Origin of the sequence: uncultured Campylobacter sp. (genome assembly GCF_938045535.1) — a bacterium.
Lineage (GTDB): Bacteria > Campylobacterota > Campylobacteria > Campylobacterales > Campylobacteraceae > Campylobacter_B.
In genome coordinates this window covers 1-11,270 of record NZ_CALIMQ010000281.1, presented here as the reverse complement: position 1 = coordinate 11,270, position 11,270 = coordinate 1, and the positions used below count along the sequence as shown (strand labels likewise).

At 51.6% G+C, this 11,270-nt stretch carries 8 protein-coding genes; 2 read left to right on the top strand and 6 right to left on the bottom strand.

What is annotated here, in order from left to right:
• Nucleotides 1-1,967: molybdopterin-dependent oxidoreductase (locus tag Q0095_RS08685; protein WP_297883148.1), on the top strand; the 1,967-nt coding region annotated here is incomplete at its 5' end.
• Nucleotides 1,968-1,995: 28 nt separating this feature from the next.
• On the opposite strand, the gene Q0095_RS08680 is transcribed toward Q0095_RS08685, so the two are convergent.
• The 6 genes from Q0095_RS08680 to Q0095_RS08655 all read right to left on the bottom strand — a co-directional run bounded on the left by Q0095_RS08680 (nucleotide 1,996) and on the right by Q0095_RS08655 (nucleotide 9,001).
• Entirely contained in the window at nucleotides 1,996-3,003 is a 1,008-nt protein-coding gene (locus Q0095_RS08680) for a hypothetical protein (RefSeq protein WP_297883147.1), read from the bottom strand.
• A 473-nt stretch (nucleotides 3,004-3,476) separates the two neighbouring features.
• Entirely contained in the window at nucleotides 3,477-4,757 is a 1,281-nt protein-coding gene (locus Q0095_RS08675; RefSeq protein ID WP_297883146.1) for a dihydroorotase, read from the bottom strand.
• Nucleotides 4,754-5,683, bottom strand: coding sequence for an aspartate carbamoyltransferase catalytic subunit (locus tag Q0095_RS08670; protein WP_297883145.1), 930 nt, complete (start codon nucleotides 5,681-5,683; stop codon nucleotides 4,754-4,756). Before Q0095_RS08670 ends, Q0095_RS08675 begins: the two co-directional genes overlap by 4 nt.
• Nucleotides 5,684-5,964: 281 nt before the next feature.
• Complete coding sequence (locus tag Q0095_RS08665) at nucleotides 5,965-6,495, bottom strand: NAD(P)H-dependent oxidoreductase (protein ID WP_297883144.1); 531 nt, start codon at nucleotides 6,493-6,495, stop codon at nucleotides 5,965-5,967.
• Nucleotides 6,496-7,055: 560 nt separating this feature from the next.
• The gene (locus Q0095_RS08660) at nucleotides 7,056-7,859 is read right to left on the bottom strand and encodes a hypothetical protein (RefSeq protein ID WP_297883143.1); all 804 of its coding nucleotides are present in this window, start codon (nucleotides 7,857-7,859) and stop codon (nucleotides 7,056-7,058) included.
• Between the two features lie 11 nt (nucleotides 7,860-7,870).
• Nucleotides 7,871-9,001, bottom strand: coding sequence for a CinA family protein (locus tag Q0095_RS08655; RefSeq protein WP_297883142.1), 1,131 nt, complete (start codon nucleotides 8,999-9,001; stop codon nucleotides 7,871-7,873).
• A gap of 118 nt (nucleotides 9,002-9,119) precedes the next feature.
• Here Q0095_RS08655 and ileS point away from each other — a divergent pair.
• Nucleotides 9,120-11,270: isoleucine--tRNA ligase (gene ileS, locus Q0095_RS08650; protein ID WP_297883141.1), on the top strand; the 2,151-nt coding region annotated here is incomplete at its 3' end.

The following is an 11,270-nucleotide window of genomic DNA, read 5'->3' as shown; positions in this document are numbered from 1 at the left end:
GGTTTGTTGGTGCTGCCGAGTCTAAGGCGGCGTTGGCGTCGGATGCGCAGGCGTTTTTGCCTCACGTGACCGGTTCTATCGATCCGACGCATAATCCTACGCGCTGGGAGGGCGTGGTAAAGGAGGCCAAAACGATCGTATTTTGGGGCACGAATCCGGTCGTTTCAAACAAGATCGCTATCGGCATACCGATGCACAACTCCTACGCCTACTACGAGATTATGAAGGATAAATTTAAAAAAGGCGAGATGAAAATTTACAGCGTGGACGTCTACCGCAACGAAACGGCGGAATATTTCGGCGCGGATTATCTTGCCGTGCGCCCTTGCACCGATACGGCGATGCTAATCGGGCTTTGCGAATATCTTTACGAAAACGAGCTTTACGACAAGGAATTTATAGAGCGCTACACGGTCGGGTTTGATAAATTTAAGGAGTATTTCACGGGCGCGAAAGACGGCGTGAAAAAGGATCTAAAATGGGCGAGCAAAATTTGCGGCGTGAGCGAAAAGGAGCTAAAAGAGTTAGCCGACACGCTAGCTAAAAAAGACACGTTCATCGTCACGGGCTACGCGATACAGCGTCAGCACCACGGCGAGATGGCATACTGGGCGCTTATCGCGCTAGCTGCGATGCTAGGCGACATCGGCAAGACGGGGCGCGGCTACGTGATGAACGATCAGATGCATAAAAACGCAGATATCAGCTTCATCGCGCCAAAGCTTCAGGCCTTTAATCCCGCGGTAAACGAAAAATACATCGCCCCGCAAGGCAAGCTAGCCAAGGCCAAATACCACGAGATACCAAACAGCAGGCTCATAGACGCGATCATGGAGCCTGGCAAGCAGATCGAGCGCAACGGCAAAAAGTACGTCATGCCGCATATTCGCGTGATGTTTAATGCCAACGGCTCGACCTTCACCCGCCATCCCGATACCAACCGCGCGGTCGAAGCGATGCGCAAGATCGAAGCGATCATCACCACAGAGCCCTTTTGGACGAGTACGGCGAGGCTCAGCGATATCGTACTACCGGCAGCGCTAGAATGCGAGCGCACGGACATAGAGTTTGCAAACTCCACTAGCGAGTACCTTTTTGCGATTAAGCCGCTAGTAAAGCCTGCGGGCGAGAGCAAGAGCGACTTTGAGATCGCGCGGCTCATCTGCGCGCAGTGGGGCGAGGAGTACGATCAGGCCTTTAGCGAGGGCAAAACGGAACTTGAGTGGGTGAAGGAAATCTACGAAAACGCCGCAAAGCAAGCCGAGGGCATGGGAGTGGCGATGCCTAAATTTGAGGAGTTTTGGCAAAAAGGCTACGTCAAATTTGATAAGATCGACGAGAAAAAGAGGTACTTTACAAACTACGCGGACTTCCGCGCCGACCCCGAGAAGAACGCGCTAAAAACGCCGTCGGGCAAGATCGAGCTATACTCAGAAGCGGTCGAAAAGCTAGGTTACGCCGACTGCCCGCCGCACGCGACGTGGATGGAGCCGTTTGAGTGGCTGGACGGCGACGTGAGCAAGTATCCTATCGCCATCAGCGGCGCGCACTCTAAATTTAGGCTCCACTCGCAGCTAAACAACTCGCTCATCCGCAACTACGCCGAGATCGCAAACCGCGAACCAGCACTCATCAGCCCCGCCACGGCAAAGGCGCGCGGCATCAAAACGGGCGACGTAGTGAGGATCTACAACGACCGAGGCGAGATCCTCTGCGGCGCGCTAGTAAGCGAGCGAGCGCAAGATAACGTCGTAATCGTAAGCGAGGGCGCGTGGTACGATCCCGCCGTCTGGGGCGAGCGCAGCCTATGCAAGCACGGCAACATAAACGTGCTAACCAAGGACGTACCGAGCTCGCAGCTATCGCAAAGCAACACCGCGCACACGAGCATGGTGCAGATCGAGAAATTTAAAGGCGAACTGCCGAGCGTAACGGCGTTTGATAGGCCCGCGACGATAGAGGCTTAGCGCGCTTTCTAGCTCTTGTGCCAAAGCCCTACCAACCGTTTATCGCAAATAAAATCGCTAAGTTTTTCTGCGCCAAGAGCTCGTCCGAGAGACGGTCGTATTCGCCCCCGAGCCCCATTTCTTGCGCCATAGACGGCGGCTCATCGTCCCAAGAGCCCATCGCACCGAATACATCAGCGATCCCCGCCGCGGCAAACGCCCTCAAGCTCGGCTGCGGCAGCGCTGCAAACGAAACAGCGTAATACTCGCCCACAGCGACTTCGCCCCGCAGCGTCTTAAGCGCATTGTCAAACGTCTGCGCGAAGTTTTCGCAGCCTATCTTGCTCGCAAAATCCCTGATTTGCACTAAAACATTCCCGAATTCTGCGCTGTTATCGCGCGCGTTTAGCGCATCCCGCGGCATCCCGCGCCAAAGGCGCTCGACGTATTTCACGCGCCAAGCCTTTTTGTCGCGATCGTATTTCCAATCAGGCGTAAAAACGCCGTCAAAGTCCTCAAAGCGGCAGACGATGCCGTTTACGTTCATACCCGAAAAACCCAAAAGCGCTCTATCTTTTGCGAAAGTTAAAATACTAAGCCCCGCGTCCTTCAGACCGAGCTTTAGGCACTGCTTTATCCAACGCTGCCGTGCGTAGATCGGCTCGTCCTCGCGTCCTTTTTGCGCGAGCCGTCCGGTGAAAAACTCGCACGCTTTTTGCAAAAGTGGCGAGCCCGTGCTTTCGTCGGCGCCTTTTTTACTAACCGCTTTTTCATTTGACGCTTCTTTGCTGTTCGCGCGCTTTTGTTTCACTGCCTCCGTCGCACTGCTCTGCACTGCGCCGTACGCATCTTTTTGCTCCGCAGCTTTACTTGCGTCGTTTACGCCGCCATGCGCTGCGCGGCTCACACCCTCTGCGGTGCGGAAATGCTCCTTTGCAAACTCAAAATTTAAATATTTTATATATTTTTGATCTTGCGGCAGTGGCTTAGGATTGCCGCGCAGAGCTGATTTTAGCGCGACGCACAGCGCGCACGAGAGATATATTTCGCCGCTCATAGATATCCTTTAAATTTCGATCGCTCCCGTTCATGCGGCGGATTATTTATGCTCCGCGCCAAAAGCTAGCGGCGGCAAAATTTTAAAATTTTGCGCCTTAGCGACAAATTTAATCACGATAAAATTTGCGCGTGAAGTAAAAACAAATCTGCGCAAAGATAGAATTCTCAACCGCCGCGAACATAAAATTTTAAAAGCAGCTCACACACGGGTACGGATAAAATTCCGAAGCCGAAATCTACGAGCGGCACAGGCAAGGCGATGTGTGTTAAATTTACGCGCACTTTAAAAATGACAAACCGCTTTAAAAAAATTTCAACCGCGCTCGCGTTATGAAATTTTAAAAGTAAGCCGTTGCACCCAAACTAGCTAAATTTAAAATTAAGCAATAGCACCATTTGCGCTACGAATGCCGTCCGTCAGCAAGCTGCGCTCGCCAAGCCGCCGCTCGCAAGCTCTACGCCGCAAGCGCCCTACACTACGACGTTTGGAAACTCATAGACCACGCGGCCGCTCTTGATCGTGCATACCGCAGCGCCCGTAAGCTGCTTGCCGAAAAGCGGCGAATTGCGCGATTTGGACTTATTTAGCGCCTCGTCGTAAACGTAGGAAATCTGCGGATCGATGATCGCGACGTCAGCCAAAAAGCCCTCTTTGACCTCGCCCTTGTCCTTTAAATTTAGAATTTTAGCTGGATTAAACGAGCACAGCCGCACCATGTCTTCAAGGCTGATGACACCCTCGGTTACTAGCCGCAGCGTAAGCGGTACGAGGGTTTGAAGCCCTAAAATTCCAAACGGCGCGTGGTCGAATTCGACGAATTTATCGTCGGTGTTGTGCGGAGCGTGATCGGTCACGATGGCGTCGATTAGACCACTTTTAAGCGCCTCTCTGATCGCCTGCACGTCGCTTTGAGTGCGAAGCGGCGGCGACATTTTAAAATTCGTATCGTATCCCATCAGCTCGCGCTCGTCGAAAGTGAAGTGATGCGGCGTAGCCTCGCAGGTGACGCGGATGCCCTCGCGCTTAGCCTGCTCGATGAGCTTTAATGACCACGCCGAGCTTACGTGCGCGATGTGGATGTGCCCGCCCGTCTTTTTGGCAAGCAGCAGATCGCGCGCGATCATGATCTCCTCTTTTTCGCTCGCCATCCCCTTTAGACCTAGGATCGCGCTTATCTTGCCCTCGTTCATCACGCCGCCGTGACAAAGCGAGCAATCCTCGCTGTGATTTATCACGAATGAGCCGAAGTGCGCGGAGTATTCGAGCGCCTGTCGCATCACGGAGCTGTCGGTCACGGGCAATCCGTCGTCGCTGAAAGCCACGCAGCCGGCTTCCAGCATATCGCCCATCTCGACGATCTTTGCGCCCTTACAGTCCTGCGAGATCGCGCCTATGGGCAGCAGATCGATAAGCCCGCGCTGTTTGGCCTTAGCGATCATCGCGCGCGTGATGCTGGAGTTATCGTTTACGGGCTTGGTGTTCGCCATCGGAAGGCAGGTCGTCACGCCGCCTGCGACCGCAGTTTCGCTGCCACTGATGACGTCGTCTTTGTATTCGAGCCCCGGGTCTCTAAAATGCACGTGCATATCGATGAGGCCGGGCATCACGAGCTTGCCCGCAGCGTCTATGACGCGATCTGCGGCGGGACACTCGCGCGTGATCTTTGAAATTTTATCGCCCTCGATCAGGACGTTCGCCTCCTCGCTGCCGTCATGATTAACGATCGTGCCGTTTTTTATTAAAATTTTCATCGTGCGCTCCTGTTTAAATTTATCGTATGAAGTATCGCCATTCGCATCGCCTCGCCGTTTTCTACCTGATCTAAAACGCAGCTATAGCGCGGATCGTCCGCCACGTCGGAGTTGATCTCCACGCCGCGATTGATCGGGCCCGGGTGCATTATCATGACGCCCTCTTTCGCAGCTTGCATGCGCCTCGCGGTAAGTCCGAAAAATTTCGAGTATTCGCGCACGCTCGGGAAGCTCGGCTCGCCGTCTTGCCGCTCAAGCTGAATTCTAAGCATGATGATGACGTCGGCGCCCTCGATCGCCTCCTCTACGCTTTTGCATATCGGGCAGCCGAACGCGTCGCAGTCGCGCAGCATCATCGGAGGGCCGAAGAGCCGCACGTTTATGCCGAGCTTTTTCATCGCCCAGATGTCGCTTCTGGCTACGCGCGAGCGAAATATATCGCCAATGATCGCGACGTTTAAATTCTCGATCCTGCCCTTGTGCTCGCTGATCGTAAAAAGATCCAGTAGCGCCTGGCTCGGGTGCTCGTTCAGCCCGTCGCCCGCATTTACGATCGATGCGTCGCAGTTGGCCGCGACGAATTTCGCCGCGCCCGAGCAGCTGTGGCGCAGCACGAAGATATCGGTGCGCATCGCCTGCATATTTCTGATGGTGTCGATCAGCGTCTCGCCCTTTTTCGTGCTGCTGTCCGCAGCGGTGAAATTTACGCTGTCCGCGCCCAGGCGCTTGGCTGCGATCTCAAAACTCGTGCGGGTGCGGGTAGAGTTTTCAAAAAACGCGTTGATGACCGTCTTGCCGCGAAGCGAGTCGGATTTTTTGACGTCAGAGCGGTTGAGCGCTTTAAACTCGCGCGCCAGATCGATGAAGTCGTAGATGTCCTCGCGGCTTAGATCCTGCGCGCTAAGAAGATGCTTTAGCTTATACATTCCCTCTCCTTTTTTTTGGGCCGAATTTCAGCCGTAATTGTATAAAAAAATCTCTGATAAAATTTTAAAATTTAAGAGCTGAGCTAAAATTTAGGCGCGGAATTTTGCTTGGAATTTCATTTGAGATCACATACGAAGCGCGAGCGGAATTTTGGGGTAAAATTTAAAAATTTTAGGATTAAATTTGAGCTTTTTGAGCGAAAATTTTAAAAAATCAGCCGCGTCGCTTACATAAAATTTTAAAGCTTTACGCGCGGCGGGCGGCTAGAAAAACAAAGAATTTAAAGCTTATTTAAATACTTTATATAATTTTTCGCGCTATTTTCTACGGCTTGCTCGCTTTTATCGTAAGTAAAGCCGTATGAGACGAAATTTGGTAGCGCAATCGCGCCGACGAAATTAAACGTAGCTTTAAATGGCGCTAGCACCTCATCCACGCTAAAGCCTACGATGCCGTTTTTAGAGTAGTTTGCCTCAGTCGCGCCAAGCGAGATCGCAAGCGCAAATTTTTTGCCTTTAAGCTTGCCGCCGCTCTCTGTGCCATAAGCCCAGCCGCGCGTAAAAACGTCCTCAAACCACTGCTTAAGAAGCGGCGTGCAGTTTGAAAAACGAAACGGAAACTGAAGCACGATTTTATCGTGACTTTCGAGCAGTTTTTGCTCCTTTTCCACATCGATTTTAAAATCCGCATAAAGCGCGTAAAGATCGTGAAGCTCGAACTTATCAGGATGGGCTAGCACAGCATCCCTCCAGTGGCGGTTTACGAGCGAGTTTGCGATATTTGGATGAGCCAAAATAATGAGAGTTTTCATTTCTATCCTTTAAATTTGAAATTGCGGGGCGCATTATAACCCTACTTCGTAAAATTTTTCTCGTTTTATCGCAAGCGGCCTTAAATTCTAAAGCTTTACTGGCCGCCACCCGCTTATCTTTACAGCAACTTCAAAGAGCGCGAGCTTTGAATTCCAAACTTCATTCACTACTCGCGCTTTATTTTAGAAATGCTCGCCCTTGGGGCACTCGTTGCGTTTTACAGAGATTCGCTACTTTTTTGTAAGTGTTCATAGCGCCATTGCGGAGGCTCGCGCGAGTAAAATTTTAACGAAACCGCCGCGCAGGGGAAATTTTAATAGAATTTAGCATCGTTTCTCTGCGAGCATTCGCCGCAACAAATAAAATTTAGATGAAATCTAGCCGCGCTTTAAACTATAAAACCTTGCCATCGGTTCCGTCATCGGGTTGCGGGTGCTCATCGCGCTCTTATGAGTGTCCGTCACGCTTTCGTGCAGGCTCGTTACGCTCCTGCGAAGACTTGCCGCTTTCCTGCGGGTGGCGGTCGCAACAAAAAATTTTGAGTAGAATTTAGCGTAATTTAAATTCTAAAGCTTTGCCTACCAGCCGCCTCTTCAGGATCTAAATTATCATCGCGCTCCTGCGAGCGTCCGCCGCGCGGCTCCTGTCTGGGCTGCACGCCAAAGCCCTCCAAGACCTTACCGATACTTTCGTTTGCGTCCTTGATGATGCCTTGCAAGCTTTCGCTCATTTTATCAAGATTTTTGCCAGCCTCGCGTGCCACCGCCTCGCCCTGCTTTAGCAGATCCTCGATCCTATCGGCGTTGCGAGCGGCGAAATCGTTCAACGCTTCGGGCGCCTTTTTCTGTAAATTTTGCAGGGCCTCGCCCAAAACTTTAGCATCGTTTGCAAGCTCGTCTATCGTGGAATTTAGATCGGATTTTTGCTTGCGCTCAAAGCCCTGCGGCGCGGAATTTTGCACGGAGCTTTGTATAGAATTTTGCGCGGAATTTTGCCCCGAGCTATCCGCGCTTTTATTAAAATTTTGCCCTTTATTACCCGCGCTAAAATTCTGCTCCGAGCGCGCGCTTTGCTCGTGATTTTGCGCGTCCGATCCGCCGTCGCAGCCGCTCAAAATACATATCGCGGCTAGCGCCAAAGTAAAATTTCGCGCCGCATTTATAAAGCTAAAATCGTTTATAAAATTAAAATTTCTAGCGCGACCCGCCGAGATAAAATTTAATCCGCCCTGCACTGAGATAAAATTCTGCCCAACGTACGCCGAAGTAAAATTTCGCGGCCATCTAAAGCCCGGCTCGCCGCTTGCTCGGATAAAATTCTGCGCTAAATCGCATCCGCATCCTTTCAAAATTCGTCTTTTCAAAATCCGCTCCTTTAAATTTCATCTCTCGCAGGCGCGCTCGGAAGCCGCCCAAAAAACAGATCGCTTCTAAGCTTCAAAAGCAAGCAGATAGCGATATCGGCGCTTTGCTCTCGGATGTAGTTTCGATCGCCCTTTAGATGAAATTCCCCGACGATCTGTTTGCCGCCCTGCTCCTTCGCGCCGATAAAGACCGTACCTACGGGCTTTTGCGCGCTTCCGCCGCCGGGGCCTGCGATACCGCTTACTGCAAGAGCAAAGCTCGCCCCGCTGCTTTGTAGCGCGCCTTCTAGCATCTCGCCCACGGTCTGCGCGCTTACCGCGCCGTAGCGTGCGAGCGTATCTTCGCCTACGTTGAGCCAGAGATTTTTTATCTCGTTGGCGTAGCTTACGAGCGAGCCGTCAAAAACGTCGCTCACGCCCGCAACCGCGCCGAATTTTGCGGCGATGAGTCCTGCGGTGCAGCTTTCGGCGAAGGTGATCTTAGCGCCTATCTCGCGCAGTCTATCCACCACAAAGCCCATAAAATCGCCGCCTTCGATGTAGCAGCTCTCATAATACTTGCCGACGCTTTGTAAAAACGCGTCCAGCGCTCCGAATTTCATCGCACTGGCGCGCACGAGCAGCAAAAAGGAGCAAGGCCTGCTGATCGTAAGCGAAATTTTATAACTGATCGCAAGGCTTTCTAGGCGCTGCTTTACGCTTTCATATTCGCAATCGAATAGATAAAAGCTCTCGCCCGCGTTCGGCGCGTCTTGGAGGATCGGCGGCAGGCTCTGCAAGCAAAGCGCTTTGATCACGTTTACCGAGCAGCCTCTGACGTTTAGCAGGAAGCTATTTTTCGCTACTGTGCGTGCCATCGAGGGCGCTAGAGTTTCTCCGTTTTTTAGCTCGAGCGAATCGAAAGAGAGCGTCGATAAAATTTTACCGACGACCGCGTAGGCGGAGTTTGCCGCAAAGATCGTGATAAAATCGTACGAATCGATCATCTTTTCAAGCGCGAAGGGCAAAACCTTATCGTTTTCGCTTAAGAATTTCAGATCGTCGATCCGCCCGAAAACCCGCTCGTAGCTGCGAGAAATATAACTCATCAAAGCCGCGTCGTAGCGGATCTCCTCGCCGATTACAAGGATGATATTTTTCATAAAGACCCTCATTAAATTTTCGCACATTATAGCATAAACGCAGACTGCTCTTTCAGAGCTTTTTAATGGCGTTTTGGATAAACTTCACAAATTTTTTAAGACACGAAAAGGTACAAATATGGACTACAAAGATACTCTCTTTCTTCCTACGACGGACTTTGCGATGCGAGGCGCACTGCCGCAGAACGAACCTGCGCGGTTTAAGGCATGGTACGAGCAGCGTAAAATTTACGAAAAGATGAAGGCCAAACGCAAGGGCGCAAGCGTTAGCTTCAATATCCACGACGGTCCGCCGTATGCTAACGGACACCTCCACATCGGCCACGCGCTGAATAAAATTTTAAAAGACATCATCACCAAAACCCATTATTTCTTCGGCGAGGAGATCCGCTACGTGCCGGGCTGGGACTGCCACGGCCTGCCGATCGAGCAGCAAGTAGAGATCAAACTAGGCGATAAGAAAAAATCGCTTTCAAAAGTGCAGATCCGCGAGCTTTGCAGACAGCACGCCAAAGAGTTCATCGACGTGCAGCGCAATGAATTTAAAGATATGGGGATTTTGGGCGACTGGGACGATCCGTATCTGACGCTAAAATTTGAGTTTGAAGCTGAAATTTACAAAGCGCTCTGCCAAATCGCGAAAAAAGGAATTTTAATCGAGCGAAGTAAGCCCGTATTTTGGAGCTGGGCGGCAAAAAGCGCGCTTGCAGAAGCCGAGGTCGAATACAAGGACAAAGAGGACTACTCGATCTTCGTGGCGTTCGATCTAAGCAGTGAAGCGAATGCCAAAATCAGCGCTAAAGGCGCTAAAGCGGTCATCTGGACGACTACGCCTTGGACGCTGCCTGCAAACGGCGCGATATCTTTGAACCCGAATGAAATTTACGCGCTGACGAGCGAAAATTTAATCTTTGCAAAACCTTTGGTCGAAAGCCTCGTAAGCCTGGGCATCACGAAGGGCGAGATAGTAAAAGAATTTAAAGCCGCCGAGCTTGAGGGCTTAAACGCGATCAATCCACTAAACGATAGAGCTTCGAAATTTATCCTCGGCGAGCACGTCCTGATGGACGGCGGCACCGGGCTCGTGCATACGGCTCCGGGACACGGCGAGGACGATTATTTCGTAGGGCTTAAATACGGCATCGAGGTGATTATGCCCGTGGATGAGGGCGGCTGTTTCGACGAGACGCTTAAAACCAAAAAACTCTTCCGCGCAGACGTCGTAGATGAGCTCGTGGGGATGCATATTTTCAAAGCAAACGAGAAAATTTTAGAGCTTCTAGGCCCCGCACTTATCAAATCCGGCAAATTCGTCCACTCCTATCCGCACTGCTGGCGCACGCACAAGCCGGTGATCTACCGCGCGACGAAGCAGTGGTTTATCGCGATGGACGAGCCCAAGCTCAGCGGCAAGACGCTGCGCCAAGTAGCCCTTGAAGAGATCGGCAAGGTTAAATTTTACCCGCAAAGCGGCATCAACCGCCTAAGCTCGATGATAGAGAACCGCCCCGATTGGTGTATCTCGCGCCAAAGGGATTGGGGCGTGCCGATCGCGTTTTTCCGTGATAAAAGCACCAAAGAGCCGATCTTTGATGAAAAAATTTTAAATAATATCTACGAAATTTTTAAGGCTAAGGGCGCGGATGCTTGGTGGCAGATGGAAATTTCGGAGCTCTTGCCGCAGGACAGCGGCTATAAGCCTGAAAATTTAGAAAAGGTGATGGACATCTTAGACGTTTGGTTCGATAGCGGTTCTACGTGGAAGGCGGTGCTGCAAAGCGGCGCCTACGATGCGGGCAAATTCCCTGCGGATATGTATCTTGAGGGCAGCGACCAACACCGCGGCTGGTTTCAAAGCTCTCTGCTTCTAAGCTGCGCGATCAACGAATGCGCGCCGTACAAAAGCATCCTCACGCACGGATTTACCGTCGATGAGAAGGGCCAGAAGATGAGCAAATCCGTCGGAAACGTCGTCTATCCACAAGAGGTCGCAAAGAGCCACGGCGTGGAAATTTTGCGCCTTTGGGTCGCGATGAGCGATTATTCGACCGATCTGAAGATCAGCGACAATATCCTTAAACAGGTAAGCGAGCAGTACCGCAAGATCCGAAATACGATAAGATTTCTGCTCGCAAGCACCAGCGATCTGGGCGAGATCGAGACGAGTAATTTTACGCGGCTTGATCGCTGGATCCTAACGCGCGCGGCAAACGCCTTTGCGGGCGCGGAAGCGGCGTTTAGAAACTACGATTTTTCAAAGGGCTTCAAC

Coding starts and splice junctions, on each gene's coding strand:
- Q0095_RS08680 (WP_297883147.1), bottom strand. CDS start 3,003: ATGAGCGGCGAAATATATCTCTCGTGCGCGCTGTGCGTCGCGCTAAAA.
- Q0095_RS08670 (WP_297883145.1), bottom strand. CDS start 5,683: ATGTATAAGCTAAAGCATCTTCTTAGCGCGCAGGATCTAAGCCGCGAG.
- Q0095_RS08655 (WP_297883142.1), bottom strand. CDS start 9,001: ATGAAAAATATCATCCTTGTAATCGGCGAGGAGATCCGCTACGACGCG.
- Q0095_RS08665 (WP_297883144.1), bottom strand. CDS start 6,495: ATGAAAACTCTCATTATTTTGGCTCATCCAAATATCGCAAACTCGCTC.
- Q0095_RS08675 (WP_297883146.1), bottom strand. CDS start 4,757: ATGAAAATTTTAATAAAAAACGGCACGATCGTTAATCATGACGGCAGC.